Raw genomic sequence first — 14,458 nt, 5'->3', positions numbered from 1 at the left:
CTCACTGCACGTCGAACTCGTTGCCCTCGGGGTCGGCCATGGTCACGTGGTGGCCCCCGGGCTCCCGGACGGTGCGCAGCACGGCGGCGCCCAGTGCCTTGAGCCGGTCCACCTCGGCGTCCCTGCGTTCGGGGCCCGCGTGCAGGTCGATGTGCAGGCGGTTCTTGCCGGCCTTCGGCTCGGGGACCGCCTGGAAGAGGATCCGGCGGCCGAGGCCGGTGCCGGTGTCCGGATCGACCGGGTCGTCCGGGTGCCGTACGGCTCGCAGCGTCCGGAAGGCCGCGCGGTCGGGGGTCACCGCCTCCTCCCCCACGACGCCGGCGGCCAGGAGCCGGCCGACCACCGCGCTGTTGTCCTCCACCTCGTAGCCCAGGGCCTCCGCCCAGAACGCGGCCTGCGCGTGCGGGTCGGCACAGTCGATGACGAGCTTCCATTCGAGAGTCATGTAACCCTTTATAGTGGTTACATGAGCTTGACGCTACATCCACGCGACGGGGTCTCCTTCCGGTTCGATCCGGGCGCCCTCTGCCTGGAGTTCCTGGTAAGCGGCGGCGTGGGGGTCTACGCCCACTACGAGACGCTCCACGAGCCTGCCGACCTCGCCCGATGGGCCGCCGTGTCCCGGCTCGGCCTGGAGGAGGTGGACACGACGGCCGACGAGCTCATCCGTGCCAAAGCCCTGCGCACCGCCCTGTGGGGACTGGCCGGCGACCGCGTCCACGGACGCACGCCGAGACAGGCGGACGTGGACGCGGTCAACCGGGCGGCGTCGGCACCGCCGCTGACGCCCGTGATGACGGCGGACGGGCCGCGATCCTGGGCCGCCCCCGCGACCGGGGGCCAGGTGGTCTCGACCGTCGCGAGAGACGCGATCGAGCTGTTCACCGGCCCCTACGCGGACCGCGTGCGGGAGTGCGCGGGGGACAACTGCGCCCTCATCTTCGTCGACGCCTCACGCCCGGGCAGCAGGCGCTGGTGCTCGATGGACCGCTGCGGCAACCGCCACAAGGTCCGCGCCCACCGCTCCCGCGAGGGCTAGCGTTCGCCTGCCCCCCGCCGGCACAAAGCCGGGACGACGTGAACGTGACTCAGGCCGTCGACAACCGACGCAGCAGTTGCATGGCGTCCTTCTCGACGCGCGAAAGATCGTGGAGGATGGCGCCGGCCTGCTCGAGGCATTCCGCGTCGCCGCTCTCCCCCGCCTTAGCGATCAAGGTGGACACCTGCGTCCACAGGACGGCGGCCTCGGCGTACAGCCGGTGACCGGCGCGGAGGTCGTCGTCGTCGATCAGCCGGGTGCACTCGTCGAGGAAGTCGCGATAGAGCGCGCGGAACAGGGCACCGCCGGTGCCGCCCTTCTCCATGAGGAGGGCGGCCTGCGGCAGGTCCTGCCGCGGCTCGCCGGCGCGTAGCAGCCATCCGGGCACCTGCTTGCCGGCCTTCTCGATGCCGCGGTGGCCCAGATTCGCGATGGGAGCGGCGAGGAAGGCGTCGGCGCAGGCTCTGATGGCGGGGATGATCCGGTCCTGCCAGGAGAGCGGGTCAGCCGGCAGGGTGATGGTGAAGGATCGGTTCCTGGCGGTCATCGGGCCGCGCTCGGCCCGTGCCATGGCGAGGCCGGCCCGGCTGGTGCGCACCGCTCCTCCCTGCTGGCCGGTGTCCACGAGGTAGACGTCGTGCTCGTCGTAGCCGTACATGGCGACGACATGACCGCCGAAGTGCACCGTGGAGCGGAAGTAGTCCAGGTGGTAGGAGTCGAGCTGGAGGCCGACCGGCCGACCGGCGTCGATGGGGGCGGCCACGTTCTCCCACGCCTTGCGCGGTGAGGTGGTCTCCTCCACCGTCAACGTCAGCCCCAGCCTGGCGGCCAGGTTCCTGGTGAGGTCGAAAGGCCTGACGCGGCCTCCGAGAAGGGGGAACGGCATGCCCTTGCTGTCCCAGTAGATGAAGGACAGGCCCGAGCCCAGCCCGAACAGCATGGGCTCGGACAGATCGAGTCCCTCATGCCGCAACAGCACCCCCAGCGCCGTCGTCTCGCAGTGGTGCATTCCGCGGGCCTCGACGTCCTTCACGATGGCCATGCTCGCTCTCCTCATCCCTATCCCTGATCGGTGGAAGTAGCGTCAGGTCTCCCACAGTGGGAGAGTCCACCGGAAGTCCTGATCATCTCGTCGGCAAGCCGGCCGAGACCGAGATCGACCGGCCTGCGGACTCCTGAGGCTCCCGGCCCAGCCGCCTGACCGGCCTGATCGAGAGCAGCGCCGCCACCACGCCGACCGTCACCAGGGCCGACCCCAGCATGAAAGCGCGCGGTTCGACCAGCGCGGTGACCGGACCGGCCAGCGCCTGCCCGACTGCCATGCCCGCGACCGACCCGGCCACCTGGTAGGCGTTGACCCGGTTCACCACGTCCGGCGCGACCTGTGTCTGCACGCTGGTCGACCACATCACCGACCAGAACGCCAACGCGCACCCTCCGAGCAGGTGCCCGGCCATCAGCAGCGGCAGCGGCAGCCCGAGTGCGACCGCCAGCGGCACCGCCACGTACCCGCTCAGCGCCACCGCCCCGGCCGCCAGCGGCCTGCGCGGCCTGAGCCTGATCGCCACCAGCCCGCCCAGCACGGTGCCGAGTCCGAGCGCCGTCATCACCCAGCCGTAGCCGGCCCCGATGGCCTGGGATGACAGCGGCACGTACGGCCCGACCACCAGAACCCCCCAGAACACCCAGACCAGGATGACCGACCACATCCAGCTCCTGGCCGTGAACTCCTCCCAGCCCCTGCGCAGGTCGCTCAGCACGTCGGAGGGCTCCGGCCTGGGTACGGCGACCCGGACCAGCAGCAGGCACACCCCGCTGACCAGGAACGTCGCGGCGTCCACCGTGTAGACGAAGACCGGCCCGGCGACGACGATGAGGACTCCGGCCAGTGCGGGCCCCGCCAGCTGGGTGACCGCCTCGGCGATCTTCAACGTCGCGTTGGCCCGCTGCGGATCTACGGCGACCAGAGGGACCATGCCGTTGACGCCCGGTTCGAACATCCCGGCGGCCGCGCCCGACAGGAACGCCGTCACCAGCAACACGGCGTACGGCGGAGCACCATCCAGGAAGGCGACGGCCACCACTCCCTGGGTGACGACCCTGACCATGTCCGCGCCGATCATCAAGCGCCGGGCGCCGATCCGGTCGGCGACCACCCCACCGAACACCATGACCAGCACCGCAGACGCGGTCCAGAGCGCGAGCACGTAGCCGACGCCCGCGATCCCATAGACTCTCCCGATCGCCAGCGCCGAGGCGACGGGCATCATCGCGTCGCCGAGCAGCGAGATCGTACGAGCCCCGAAGTAGAGGGTGAAGTTCCTCGTCCACATGGGCCCCAATCCTGGGTTTTTCCAGATCAGGGCGCCGGTGTCCCAAATGACATCATTAGGTACATTTGCGCCATGGCCTTGGATTGCCCGGAAACGCCGTGTACGCCCCCCGATACGCATCGCGTGGTCGCCTTGGTCGCCCCGAACCAGGAGCTCTACCCGGTCACCTCCGCCTCAGCGGTCTTCGGCTACCACGGCCCCGGCATCCCCCAGCACTACAGCTTCAGCCTGTGCGCCGAGCGCCCCGGCTCCCTCCCCACCACCCTCGGCGTCCCCATCCAGGTGGACAGCGGTCTCGAAGCCCTCGACGACGCCGACACCGTGGTCATCGCGAGCTGGACTCTCACCCCCTCGCCCGCCGTACTCCACGCGGTGTCCCAAGCCCATGCCCGAGGCGCCCGCATCGTCGCCGTCTGCGCCGGAATCTTCATCCCCGCCGCCCTGGGCCTCCTGGACGGCCGCCGCGCCTCCGTCCACTGGGAACTGTCCGGCGAACTCGCCGCGCGCCACCCCCGCGTCGTCCCCGACGACACCGTCATCTACGTCGATCACGGCGACGTCGCCACCGCCGGAGCCTCGGCCGCCACCCTCGACCTCTGCCTTCACCAGGTGCTCCAGGAGTACGGCGCGGCCCACGCCATGCGCATCGGCCGCCAGCTCGCCGCCGGTCCGCACCGCGAGGGCTGCCAGCGCCAGTACCCTCCCCTCCCCACCACCGGCCCCATGCCGGACTCCCTGGCCCCCCTGCTCGAATGGCTCCTCTCGCGCCTGCCCGACCAGGTCACCGTCAAGGACATGGCCGCCTACTCGGGCGTCTCCCCCCGCACCCTCACCCGCCAGTTCGCCGATCAGCTCGGCGTCCCACCCGCCCGCTGGCTGCTGGAACGCCGCCTGGCCGCCACCCGCGCCCTGCTGGAGGAGACCGACCTGCCCGTCGAGACCATCGCCACCCGCGTCGGCCTCTCCTCGGCGGTCAACCTCCGCCGCCGCTTCCACACCGCCCTGCGCACCACCCCGGCCGCCTACCGCCGCTCCTTCCGCTGAAGCTCCCGGGCTGTTCCGCCGCGACCCCACCCGTCCACCTGCTCGTACGGCGAGCGCCCACCATGGGACAGGTCACCGGCCCTCCCTAGGGCCGGAGCACGATCTTGCCGTGCGTGTGCCCCCGTTCCAGGTCGCGGAACGCGTCCCGCACCCGCTCCAGCGGGTAGACGCGGGCGATCGGCACCTCCAGCTCCCCGCGCGCGGCGAGCCGGGCCAGCTCGCCGAGCACGACCGCGCACGCCGCCGCGCCTTCTCCGTAGGTCCGCGCACCAACCTTGGCGGCGGTCCGCCAGTCGCGGATCGTGTCGATCCGCTCGGGCCGTACGCCCAGCTCCACCGCCAGATCCACGTAGCCGTCGCCGAACGTGTCGATGAAGGCGTCGACGTTCCCGCCGGAGGCCTGCCGGATCCGCTCGGCCACGCCCTCCCCGTACTCGACCGGGACGACACCGCGATCCTTCAACCAGGCGTGATTCGGCTCGCTCGCCAGCCCGATCACCGTGGCGCCGCGCCGCCGCGCGAGCTGCACGGCAAGGGACCCGACGCCGCCCGCGGCACCGGACACGACGACCGTGTCGGCCGGTCCGGGGTCGACCGCGAACACGGTGGCGTACGCGGTCGTGCCGGCCACGTACAACGACCCGGCCACGTCCCAGGACAGCCCCTCCGGACGCGGGGTCAGATTCACGTCGTCGACCACGACGAACTCCGCGTGACTTGCCCTGTTGTGGGTGAAGCCGAGAACCTCGTCGCCCACCGCGACGCCACGCGCCTGCGGACCGGCCTCCACCACGACACCGGCCAGATCGCTGCCCTGCCCGGAGGGGAACGTCGCCGGCCAGCGCTCGTGCCGCGCGCCCTTCCGGATCATCACCTCGCCGGGCTGGATCCCGGCCGCGCGGACCTCCACCAGCACCTGCCCGGGGCCGGGAACCGGACGCTCCACCTCCTCCACCCGCAGCACATCGATGCCGCCGTACTCGTGGAACCGCACCGCCTTCATCGCGTGATCACCGCTCTTCCTCGTTCGGATAGGTGTTGGAGTGCCGGTCCGGCAGGCCTAGACGTCGAGCACCCGGTGAAGTCGCTCCGCGGTCGCGCGCGGGCGGAAGACGTATCCGTTGTGCCCGCCGGGGAACGTCTCGCAGGCGATCCCCAGCTCCTCGGCGAGCAACCTGCCGCACCTGTGCGCCCAGATGTGGCCCGAGTTCTCACCGACAGCGGGCACGACACGGGCGGGTGAGTTCTTGAGCGCGGTCAGGTCGAGTGCGTGAGTCCGTAGGGCCGGGGCGTCGTACGTGAGGAAGAACTCCAGGTTCGGCAGCTGTTCCGGCCCCGGAACGCGCGTCTCGACGTCGGGCTCACGGTCTGTCGGGTCGATGCCGGCGAACTTCGCGAACCTGCGCAGGGCGGGGAAGGCGCCCTCCGCCTTGAACGTCTCCTCGGCTGCGAGCAGATCCTCGATGGCGAGAGCCCGCTCCGGCTCAGGCAACAGCTGGGTGACGGGCGGTTCGTGCGCGACGACCACGCCGACCTGCCCGGGGTGCCTGGTCGTCAGCTCCAGCGAGATCAGGGCGCCGATGCTGCTGCCGTAGACGTGGGCGGGTTCCGCGGTGAGGGCGGAGAGCAGGTGGGAGATGTCGTCGGCGTGCGTGGCCAGCGTCAGTCCGGGGTCGTCATTGGTGCTACCCGACAGGCCACGGCGGTCGTAGGTGAGGACGGTGTACCTGCCGGCGAGGTGGGAGGCGAGAGCCTCGTTCACGGCGGCGTCCCCGTGGCCGCCGGCGACGAGCAGGAGCAGGGGGCCCGAGCCCCGGACGAAATGACGCAGCCGCGCGCCGGGCACTTCCAGCACGGATTCCCTCATGAGACCGCCTTCATCGTTTTCCTCGTACGGATAGGCCTTGGACGGCCACGCCTCGACTATGCCTTCGCTGTCGACGGTCAGGAACGGAGCGTTCTCCCTAGGATCGACGGTCCCAGGATGTGGTTGACGAACGGTGATATCACTACTGATATGGGGATTCACCGCGACGACCTCGCCGATTTCCTGCGCCGGTCCCGAGAGCGGCTGACTCCACGGGACGTCGGACTGGTCGAGGGGCCGAGGCGGCGTACGCCGGGACTGCGCCGCGAGGAGGTCGCGGCACTCGCCGGTATGTCGGCCGACTATTACATGCGGCTCGAGCAGGCCAGGAGCCCGCAGCCCTCGGTTCAGATGCTGGCCGCGCTGACGCACGCGCTGCGACTGACCACCGACGAGCGGGACCACCTGTACCTGCTCGCCGGGCACCGCCCGCCGGAGGGGGCGCGGGCCGGGGAGTACCTGCGGCCGAGCATGCTGTATCTGCTCGACCGGCTGGACAGCGTTCCGGTCCAGGTCCTGAGCGACCTGGGCGACCTGCTGGCGCAGAACGACATGGCGCAGGCGTTGTTCGGGTGCGTGTGCAGGGTGGCCAAGGAGGACCGCAACATCGTGCTGCGCTGGTTCACCGAGCCGGACGTGCGGAACCACTTCGCGGCCGAGGAGCACGAGGAGCACTCCCGGCAACTGGTCGCCGACCTGCGCGCCGCGGTGACCCGCCGCGGGGACGACGCGGCAGCCCGCGCACTTGTCACGCGGCTCCGCGCGGCCAGCGCCGAGTTCGCGGCGCTCTGGGACCGGCACGAGGTCGCGGTGCGCAGGTCACACCCCTACCGGCTCGTGCATCCCGAGCTGGGCAGGATCGAGTTCGACTGCGAGGTGCTGGCGACGCCTGCGGCGGACCAGCGACTGCGGGTCTTCACCCCGCCGCCCGGCGGCACCGAGGCGCTGGACATGCTGCGCGTGCTCGGCCCGCAGCACCGGCACGACACCGCCGCGACGCGCACGTCCGCGAACTAGGTCGCGCCGGTCCCGGACGTGGAGGAGGCGCGTCGCCGGACGACGGCGATACGCCGCTGAAGACTGCGTCGTGCCCGCTAGGTGGGCATCAGGCTCGGCTGCCTTGCTCGCCTCCCATCGAGGCAGGCGAGCAAGGCCGCCGAGGCAGCCGAGGACGAGCAGATCTCCCGGCTACCCCTGCGAGCGGTCACTCGGCTGCCCGGCCAGGGCGCGGTTGACGGCGGCGAGCACCGCCCGGGCGGACGCCGTCACGGCGTCGGCGTCCTCGCCCGCTCCCCACGCGGGGGTGTCGCCGACGCGGCACCGGGCGTAGGCGACGGCGCCGCCCTCCGCCGGATGCCCGCCCTGCCAGAGCACCTCCACCGCGATTCCGGACGCCTCCAGCGCGGCGGCGAGGGCCGCCGCCGGTTCGGCGCCGGTGCCCTCGCTTTCGCGCCCGTCCCGCCGTACCAGGCAGCGGAAGCCGTCGCCGCCGGCGGCCCACGACGACAGCGTGACCGGCCCGTCCTCCGCCATGTACGCGGCGCGGAACAACTGGAGCAGGTCCTTCGGCGTGGCCTCCCGCCCACTGCGGTCCGTCGCGTCCTGCACGACGCGGGAGAACTCGGCGCGCATCGCCTTCGGCAGGTCGAGCCCGTGGTGCGCCTGGAGGAGGTGGGCGATGCCGCCCTTGCCCGACTGGCTGTTGACCCGGATGACCGCCTCGTACGTGCGGCCGACGTCGGCCGGGTCGATCGGCAGGTAGGGCACCGACCAGGGCGCCTCCCCCACCGGCACGCCCCGCTCGGCCGCCGCGCGCTCGTGGTGGGCGAGGCCCTTGCTGATCGCGTCCTGGTGGGTGCCGGAGAAGGCCGTGTAGACCAGGTCTCCCCCGTACGGATGCCGTACGTGGACCGGCAGGCGGTTGCACTCCTCGACGGTCCGCCGGATGACGTCGATGTCGGAGAAGTCCACCATCGGGTCGACGCCCTGCGCGTACAGGTTCAGCGCGAGGGTGACGAGGTCGACGTTCCCGGTGCGCTCGCCGTTGCCGAACAGGCATCCCTCGACGCGTTGCGCCCCGGCCAGTACGGCGAGCTCCGCGCAGGCCACCCCCGTGCCCCTGTCGTTGTGCGGGTGGACCGAGAGGATGACCGCGTCACGCCGTTCGAGGTGGTGGTGCATGTACTCGATCTGGTCGGCGTACAGGTTCGGCGTGGCGATCTCGACGGTGGCGGGCAGGTTGTGGATCACCGGCCGGTCGGGCGAGGCGTCCCACAACCGGGTGAGGCCGTTGCAGACCTCCAGGACGAAGTCGGGCTCGGTGCAGTTGAACACCTCAGGGGAGAACTCGAACCGCACCGCCGTCTCCGGCATGGCGTCGGCGAGCCTCGCGACGTGCTCGGCGGCATCCCGGATGAGCGCGTGCAGGCCGGCCCGGTCCTGTCCGAGCACGACGTCGCGCCAGACCGGCGCGGTCGCGGTGTACAGGTGCACCACCGCGCGCGGCATGCCCTGGATGGAGGCGAAGGTCTGCTCGATGAGGTCGCGGCGGGCCGCCGTGAACACCACGGGGGTCACGTCGTCCGGCACCGCGCCGCGTGCGGCCAGGTGACGGACGAAGTCGAAGTCGGTCCGGCTCGACGACGGGTAGCCGACCTCGATCTCCTTGAATCCCATCGCGACGAGGAGGTCGAACATGCGGCGCTTGCGCGGTGTGTCCATCGGCTCGGCGAGCGCCTGGTTGCCGTCGCGCAGGTCCACGGGCACCCACAGTGGGGCCCGCTCGATCCTGTGCCCCGGCCATGCGCGCCGGATCTCGGGAATCTCGACCCGCTCGTGGGCGGGCCGGTAGCGGTGGTACGGCATCGCGCCGCCTCGCTGGGGATTCCAGGCGGGAGCGTCGGCGGGCACCGGGCCGTCCGGGGTGCGAAGCGTGGGGAAAGGTGTGCGGATCGCGGGGATGGGAGTGGAGGCGGTGGTCACGGAGGTGATCCTTTGGTCGGTCTGCCGGCGACCGGCGGCACGGCACCCCGCGGCGGGGCGCCGGTCTCGGATCAAACCCCGCCGCGGCGGCCGAGAAGCAGGCCGGAAACATGGCCGAACGACCAGTGCGACGACATGGCGGTTAGACTAGCCACAGAACAACTCCTCAGACAACCTGAGAGGTGAAAGTCGATGGCGCTCGGCGCACTCCACCGCAGCCCTCTCGTCGACCAGGCCGTCGAGAGCCTGCGCGAGCAGATCGCCGAGGGCCGCTGGCCGGTCGGCACCCGGCTGCCCGGCGAGACGACCCTGGCCAAGACCCTGGGGGTGGGCCGTTCCACCATCCGCGAGGCCCTGCGCGCGCTGGCCGGAGCCGGGCTGGTGCAGGCGCGACAGGGCGCCGGGGTCTTCGTCATCGCCACCAGTCCCGCCGAGGACTGGACGGCCCGCCTGCGCCGTGCCGCCGTGGCCGACGTCTACGAGGTGCGCATGCTGGTCGAGGTGCAGGCCGCCCGGCTGGCGGCGCGGCGCCGTACGCCGGACGACGTGACTGCGCTGCACGCGGCGCTGGAGGCCCGGCGGGCCGCCGCGCGGGAGAGTGACGCCGCCTTCGTCGACGCCGACATCGCCCTGCACGCGGCCGTCGTCGCCGCCGCGCACAACCCGGTGCTGACCGACCTGTTCGCGGAGTTCGTCCCCCGGCTGCGAGAGGGTCTGGTCGCCCTGGTGGACCTGCTCGACCTGCGGGCGGGCGACCCGAACCCGGGAGACGACGCCCACGCGGCGTTCGTCGGCGCCGTCGAGCGCGGTGACGCCGACGGCGCGGGCCGCGTGCTGCAGGAGGAACTGGAGCAGACCCTCGACCGCCTCCGCCGCGCGGGGTGAAGTGAGCCCGATCAGGGCTCGACGTCGGAGAAGAAGCCCGCGTAGAAGGTGATCTTGGCGAGGGCCTTCTGCCCGTCGGCGTTGGGGTGGAAGTAGTCCCACCCGCTCACCTGTTTCAGGGCGAAGGGATAGGAGAAGACCGCGCCCCCGTCGTAGCGGCAGGCCGGGCCGTAGCTCTCGCATGCCTGCCCGAGCTGCTCGTTGTAGTCCATCACCCGCTCGCGCACCCGGTCGCGCCTGGCCTCGTCCTTCTTCGCGGTGGATTTCGGGTTGGCCAGCATCGACTGGCAGATGTGGCCGATCCCCCAGAAGACGCGCGCCCATCCGTTGTCCTTGCCGACCCGCCACAGGCGCTTGACGTCCGGGATGCTCGCGACGTAGACCCGCGCGCCGGTGGGCCGCAGCACGTCGAAGGCCGCGTCGATGTTGCGCCGGAACGCGGCCACGGGGGTCATCTCCTTTTCGGAGCCCACGCAGGCGTCCTGCGCGCCGATCAGGACGGTGACGTAGCCGGCCCCGGCCTGGACGGCCTGCCGCGCCTGCCCGGCCAGGTCGGCGCTGGTGGCCCCTGGGACGGCGAAGTTCAGGTTGTGCCCTTTGATCGCGCTCCCCATGGCGAGCAGGCGCAGATAGTGGCTGTTCACCGACGGCGAGTCGCCCGCGGACCACGAGCGGGACGTGCAGGCGACGTACCAGCCGCAGGCGTTGAAACCCGCGCTGATCGAGTCTCCCAGCGCCGCCATCACGGCGGGCGTCGTACGGGCGTGGGCGCCGGTCGGCACGAGCAGGACGGCCGCGGCCAGGACCGGCGTGATCTTCTTGATCATGGGCACCTCCGGGAGATCAAAGGTAGGGATCGCGTGGAGGTGCGCTCTATCGCCACCAGGGAAGGCGAGCCTTCCATGACCAAGTTCCTATCGCGGCTTGACAGAGGGAGCCCGCGACCGCAAGGGGGGCCTCTTGTCGAACATGTTCAGATCCTGCGTAGAGTGAGTCGGGTGAGTGTCGCTCTTATCCGGCCCCTCGTGGTTCGCACGGTCGCGGTGAGCGACCCTGACGATCTGCTGGCGCGTCTGCCCGACGCCGCGCCGTACGCCTGGATCAGACACGGTGAGGGACTCGTGGGCTGGGGGGAGGCGGCACGCGCCGCGGTGCCGCCCGGCCCCGGCCGCTTCGACTGGGCGCGCGGCTGGCTCTCCTCGCTGTTCGCGGGGGCGCTCATCGAGGACCAGGTCGGCGTGCCGGGCTCGGGACCGGTCGCCTTCGGCTCATTCACCTTCGACGGCGACGCCCAGGGGACCGTGCTGGTCGTCCCCCGCGTGGTGCTCGCCCGGCGGGGCGGCCGCGCCTGGCTCACCACGATCGGCGACAGCGCCTTCGACCTGGCCACCCCGCCGAGGGAACCCGGCCGCATCCGGTACGCCGACGGCTCACTGACGGCGGCCCAGTGGGAGCACCGGGTCGCGCGGGCCGTACGGCGGATCAAGGACGGCATGCTGGACAAGGTCGTGCTCGCCCGCGACCTGACGGCCGTGGCCGAACGGGACATCGACCCCCGCGTGCTGCTGGGACGGCTGGCCGAGCGCTACCCCGAGTGCTACACGTTCTCCGTGGACGGGCTGGTCGGCGCGACCCCGGAACTGCTGGTGCGGCACACCGGCCAGGCGGTGGAGTCGCTGGTGCTCGCGGGCACGACGGCGCGGGGCGGCGGCCCGGCCGACGACGCCGCCCGCGGCGCCGCGCTGTACGCCTCGCAGAAGGACCGTCACGAGCACGCCTGCGCGGTCGCCTCGGTCCGGGAGGCTCTCGCCCCGCTGTGCTCGGCGCTGCACGTCCCCGACGAGCCCGAGCTCCTGGTGTTGCCCAACGTGCAGCATCTGGCCAGCCGGGTCACCGGGCGGCTGTCCGACGGCGCGTCGGTGCTCGACGTGGTGGCGGCCATGCACCCCACGGCCGCCGTCGGCGGGACACCCACCGGCGCCGCGCTCGGCGTCATCCGCGAACTGGAGGGCATGGACCGCGCGGGCTACGCCGGGCCGGTCGGCTGGATGGACTCGCGCGGCGACGGCGAGTGGGGCATCGCGCTGCGCTGCGCGTACGTCTCGGGCAGGCGCGCCCGGCTGTTCGCCGGCTGCGGCATCATGGCCGGGTCGGACCCCGCCGCCGAACTCGCCGAGGCGCAGGCCAAGCTCCGCGTGATGCGGTACGCCCTGGAAGGGTGAGCGCCGAGGGCGGGCTCACAGGCCACTCGGCCGGGGCCAGGTGTGGTCGCAGGAGGAGAAGCCCAGGTCGTCCCCGCTTTTTGCAGGGCCTCACGGTATTGCCGGTCGAAGGCGTGCAGGTCTTCGACCGGGAGGGCGGCACGGGCTGCTTGGACCATTTCGAATGCGGAGTCATCATGGGGGCGGTGTGACCTGGCGGGCGATGCGCTGGTGCGAGGAGCGCGAGAGTCCTCGACGCGCTGTGCACTCCGGCCGGATACGGCGACGACGGGCCGCGCCGGATCCGCGGCGGCATCGGCTGTTGCTCGACGCGGGTTCCACGCTCAGTGGTCTGGCCATGTTCGCGTCCCTGTTCGACCAGCGGGTGCCGAACAGGCCCGGCGGGCGGCCGGTGCCGAGCCGCTGCGCGACGACGCTACACGTCACCCGCGTGCACCTCGCCGGCCGCCTCATCGGGAACGTCACCGCGATCCGCGACCGCGTCGCCGCGCTGGTCGGCGGCTCGGGGGCGCTCGCATGACCACGGACCGGCGGGTCCGGCGGACGCGATCGCTGCTGCGCCAGGCGGCCATCGAGGTCGTCCGCGAAAAGGGCTTTCGCGCAGCCCGGGTACGCGACATCACCGAGCGCGCAGACGTCAACCGAGCCACCTTCTACGCGCACTACGCCGACAAGTACGCGTTCGCCGAGGCGATGGTGCGCGATGAGATCCGGCACCGGTTCGCCACCAGGCTTCCGGCTGCGCCTGCGCCGGTCGCCGACCTCGTCCACGCCCTGGCGGTGCTGCTGTGGGAGGATTCCAGCCGGGCGGACGGCTGCCGGCGGAACATCGACGTTCTGCGCCCGCTGATCCAGCGCGCGGTGCGCACCGAGGTGTCTCGCTTGCTCGTCGAACGGTGCGCGTACGAGTCGGCCGTGACGGCGCACATCGTCGGCTCGACGATCGTTGGCGCGGTTTGTTGGTGGCGGGAGAACGGGTTGTCGGACACCTCACCCGGCCAGGTGGCCGACGAGGTGACCCGAGCGGTGTTGTACGGGCTGAGGCCGACGTCAGAGTGACCCGGATACTTCTGCGGTCATGAGCCGCTCGCCGTTCGGCACCATGCCCGTCCACCGGCGAGCTCACCATCGAAGCTCCTCCCCAACCGGTGGGCGGCCCGCCCGTGGACGACCCGCTGCTTCCACGGTCGGCTGACGATGGCGTGCGTCATCCGGCGCGCGCCACGCGGACGTCGCATGATCATGTCAGCGAGCTCCCACGCCCGGTCCACCAGGCGCTCGCGCGGCACGATCTCCGACACCATGCCGTACTCGAGTGCCTGCGGCGCATCCACCGCCTGGCCGGTGTAGATGTGGTACGCGGCTCGCTTGGTGCCCATCAGTTCCTGGAACGTGAGGCTTTGCCCATCACCCGGCGCGGTCGACACCAGGAAATGCGGGTCGAAGAAGCGTGCGTCCTCGGTGCAGATCGTGATGTCACAGGCGAGCGCGATCTCGGTGTGCGGTCCAGGCCCGTTGACCGCGGCGATCGTCGGAACGTCGATGCCGAAGACGAAGTTCTGCAACAGCTTCGCCGCGTCCTCGTACATCTTGGCGATGTCGTCAACCGTCCGATCGAAATGCCCGTCGGCGCTGCGCCGCGCGTCCAGCCAGTGGTCGCCGGTACCCGTGAGGATGAGCACCTCGTTCTCCGGGTCGTTACCGACCTCCAGCCATGCCTGCCCCCAGGCGTCGTGACCGGCAGGCGTCTGGACGTACGAGTCGCCGTCGGTGTGCATGCGGAGCTCAAGGATGCCGTCACGGCGGCGCATCACGAAGAAGTCGCGGTACTTCTCCGCGTACTCGGCGAAGTCGGGACGGCTGACAAGCCCCGCCCATCTGGCCGTGTTCAACTGATCGGTCATGCGATCATGCTCGTCGAGTGCCGCAGCCGGCTCAATCCTCAAAAACCGGCCCGTGACGGATACCCGACAAACCACAGAAAACGTCGGATTCGGGCCGAGCGGCTTCGCCATCACACCTCCTTCTCCGCGTTATACCGAGAGCCGCCTCGCGCCGACCGACGCACAGACAGCGGCGACAGGCG

The 14,458-nt window shown here is 71.4% G+C and carries 15 protein-coding genes; 7 read left to right on the top strand and 8 right to left on the bottom strand.

The window, feature by feature from the left end; genetic code table 11:
• Position 1 precedes the first annotated feature (1 nt).
• Entirely contained in the window at positions 2 to 445 is a 444-nt protein-coding gene (locus HHX35_RS31710; RefSeq protein ID WP_182902326.1) for a VOC family protein, read from the bottom strand.
• Between the two features lie 21 nt (positions 446 to 466).
• On the opposite strand from HHX35_RS31710, the gene HHX35_RS31705 reads away from it, so the two are divergent.
• Positions 467 to 1,039 carry an ABATE domain-containing protein gene (locus HHX35_RS31705; RefSeq protein WP_182902325.1) on the top strand — a complete coding sequence of 191 codons (573 nt, stop codon included), beginning with the start codon at positions 467 to 469 and terminating at the stop codon, positions 1,037 to 1,039.
• A gap of 49 nt (positions 1,040 to 1,088) precedes the next feature.
• Here HHX35_RS31705 and HHX35_RS31700 read toward each other — a convergent pair whose 3' ends face one another.
• Both HHX35_RS31700 and HHX35_RS31695 read right to left on the bottom strand, forming a co-directional pair.
• Positions 1,089 to 2,081: a BtrH N-terminal domain-containing protein gene (locus HHX35_RS31700; protein ID WP_182902324.1), complete on the bottom strand. Its 993-nt coding sequence runs from the start codon at positions 2,079 to 2,081 to the stop codon at positions 1,089 to 1,091.
• 82 nt (positions 2,082 to 2,163) lie between these two features.
• Positions 2,164 to 3,372: an MFS transporter gene (locus HHX35_RS31695; protein ID WP_182902323.1), complete on the bottom strand. Its 1,209-nt coding sequence runs from the start codon at positions 3,370 to 3,372 to the stop codon at positions 2,164 to 2,166.
• Positions 3,373 to 3,495: 123 nt separating this feature from the next.
• On the opposite strand from HHX35_RS31695, the gene HHX35_RS31690 reads away from it, so the two are divergent.
• Entirely contained in the window at positions 3,496 to 4,416 is a 921-nt protein-coding gene (locus HHX35_RS31690; protein WP_310739433.1) for a helix-turn-helix domain-containing protein, read from the top strand.
• Between the two features lie 85 nt (positions 4,417 to 4,501).
• Here the strand turns inward: HHX35_RS31690 and HHX35_RS31685 are convergent, their stop codons facing one another.
• On the bottom strand, positions 4,502 to 5,419 hold the full coding sequence (locus tag HHX35_RS31685; protein WP_139578006.1) for an NADP-dependent oxidoreductase: 918 nt from the start codon (positions 5,417 to 5,419) through the stop codon (positions 4,502 to 4,504).
• Positions 5,420 to 5,476: 57 nt separating this feature from the next.
• Entirely contained in the window at positions 5,477 to 6,283 is an 807-nt protein-coding gene (locus HHX35_RS31680) for an alpha/beta fold hydrolase (protein WP_182902321.1), read from the bottom strand.
• 150 nt (positions 6,284 to 6,433) lie between these two features.
• Between HHX35_RS31680 and HHX35_RS31675 the strand changes: the two genes are divergently transcribed.
• Entirely contained in the window at positions 6,434 to 7,300 is an 867-nt protein-coding gene (locus HHX35_RS31675) for a helix-turn-helix transcriptional regulator (protein WP_182902320.1), read from the top strand.
• Positions 7,301 to 7,471: 171 nt separating this feature from the next.
• On the opposite strand, the gene HHX35_RS31670 is transcribed toward HHX35_RS31675, so the two are convergent.
• Positions 7,472 to 9,148: a 2-isopropylmalate synthase gene (locus HHX35_RS31670; RefSeq protein WP_182902384.1), complete on the bottom strand. Its 1,677-nt coding sequence runs from the start codon at positions 9,146 to 9,148 to the stop codon at positions 7,472 to 7,474.
• A 309-nt stretch (positions 9,149 to 9,457) separates the two neighbouring features.
• Here HHX35_RS31670 and HHX35_RS31665 point away from each other — a divergent pair, with 309 nt between their 5' ends.
• Positions 9,458 to 10,150, top strand: coding sequence for a FadR/GntR family transcriptional regulator (locus HHX35_RS31665; RefSeq protein ID WP_182902319.1), 693 nt, complete (start codon positions 9,458 to 9,460; stop codon positions 10,148 to 10,150).
• Positions 10,151 to 10,161: 11 nt separating this feature from the next.
• On the opposite strand, the gene HHX35_RS31660 is transcribed toward HHX35_RS31665, so the two are convergent.
• Positions 10,162 to 10,977, bottom strand: coding sequence for an SGNH/GDSL hydrolase family protein (locus HHX35_RS31660; protein WP_182902318.1), 816 nt, complete (start codon positions 10,975 to 10,977; stop codon positions 10,162 to 10,164).
• Between the two features lie 171 nt (positions 10,978 to 11,148).
• Between HHX35_RS31660 and HHX35_RS31655 the strand changes: the two genes are divergently transcribed.
• The 3 genes from HHX35_RS31655 to HHX35_RS31645 all read left to right on the top strand — a co-directional run bounded on the left by HHX35_RS31655 (position 11,149) and on the right by HHX35_RS31645 (position 13,431).
• Positions 11,149 to 12,372 carry an isochorismate synthase gene (locus tag HHX35_RS31655; protein ID WP_310739430.1) on the top strand — a complete coding sequence of 408 codons (1,224 nt, stop codon included), beginning with the start codon at positions 11,149 to 11,151 and terminating at the stop codon, positions 12,370 to 12,372.
• A 301-nt stretch (positions 12,373 to 12,673) separates the two neighbouring features.
• Positions 12,674 to 12,892: a hypothetical protein gene (locus HHX35_RS31650; RefSeq protein WP_182902316.1), complete on the top strand. Its 219-nt coding sequence runs from the start codon at positions 12,674 to 12,676 to the stop codon at positions 12,890 to 12,892.
• Positions 12,889 to 13,431 (top strand): TetR/AcrR family transcriptional regulator, encoded by a 543-nt coding sequence (locus HHX35_RS31645; protein ID WP_182902315.1) that lies wholly within the window; start codon positions 12,889 to 12,891, stop codon positions 13,429 to 13,431. Before HHX35_RS31650 ends, HHX35_RS31645 begins: the two co-directional genes overlap by 4 nt.
• A gap of 17 nt (positions 13,432 to 13,448) precedes the next feature.
• On the opposite strand, the gene HHX35_RS31640 is transcribed toward HHX35_RS31645, so the two are convergent.
• On the bottom strand, positions 13,449 to 14,387 hold the full coding sequence (locus HHX35_RS31640; protein ID WP_220506115.1) for an enoyl-CoA hydratase/isomerase family protein: 939 nt from the start codon (positions 14,385 to 14,387) through the stop codon (positions 13,449 to 13,451).
• Positions 14,388 to 14,458: the final 71 nt, after the last annotated feature.

It is taken from the genome of Microbispora sp. H10830, assembly GCF_014161375.1.
Classification (GTDB): Bacteria; Actinomycetota; Actinomycetes; order Streptosporangiales; family Streptosporangiaceae; genus Microbispora; species Microbispora catharanthi.
Note: the sequence above shows the minus strand (reverse complement) of the source record. Positions and strands in the feature narration are given on the sequence as shown.

Coding starts and splice junctions, on each gene's coding strand:
- HHX35_RS31660 (WP_182902318.1), bottom strand. CDS start 10,977: ATGATCAAGAAGATCACGCCGGTCCTGGCCGCGGCCGTCCTGCTCGTG.
- HHX35_RS31665 (WP_182902319.1), top strand. CDS start 9,458: ATGGCGCTCGGCGCACTCCACCGCAGCCCTCTCGTCGACCAGGCCGTC.
- HHX35_RS31710 (WP_182902326.1), bottom strand. CDS start 445: ATGACTCTCGAATGGAAGCTCGTCATCGACTGTGCCGACCCGCACGCG.
- HHX35_RS31645 (WP_182902315.1), top strand. CDS start 12,889: ATGACCACGGACCGGCGGGTCCGGCGGACGCGATCGCTGCTGCGCCAG.
- HHX35_RS31670 (WP_182902384.1), bottom strand. CDS start 9,148: ATGCCGTACCACCGCTACCGGCCCGCCCACGAGCGGGTCGAGATTCCC.
- HHX35_RS31700 (WP_182902324.1), bottom strand. CDS start 2,081: ATGGCCATCGTGAAGGACGTCGAGGCCCGCGGAATGCACCACTGCGAG.
- HHX35_RS31705 (WP_182902325.1), top strand. CDS start 467: ATGAGCTTGACGCTACATCCACGCGACGGGGTCTCCTTCCGGTTCGAT.
- HHX35_RS31640 (WP_220506115.1), bottom strand. CDS start 14,387: ATGGCGAAGCCGCTCGGCCCGAATCCGACGTTTTCTGTGGTTTGTCGG.
- HHX35_RS31680 (WP_182902321.1), bottom strand. CDS start 6,283: ATGAGGGAATCCGTGCTGGAAGTGCCCGGCGCGCGGCTGCGTCATTTC.
- HHX35_RS31685 (WP_139578006.1), bottom strand. CDS start 5,419: ATGAAGGCGGTGCGGTTCCACGAGTACGGCGGCATCGATGTGCTGCGG.
- HHX35_RS31695 (WP_182902323.1), bottom strand. CDS start 3,372: ATGTGGACGAGGAACTTCACCCTCTACTTCGGGGCTCGTACGATCTCG.
- HHX35_RS31675 (WP_182902320.1), top strand. CDS start 6,434: ATGGGGATTCACCGCGACGACCTCGCCGATTTCCTGCGCCGGTCCCGA.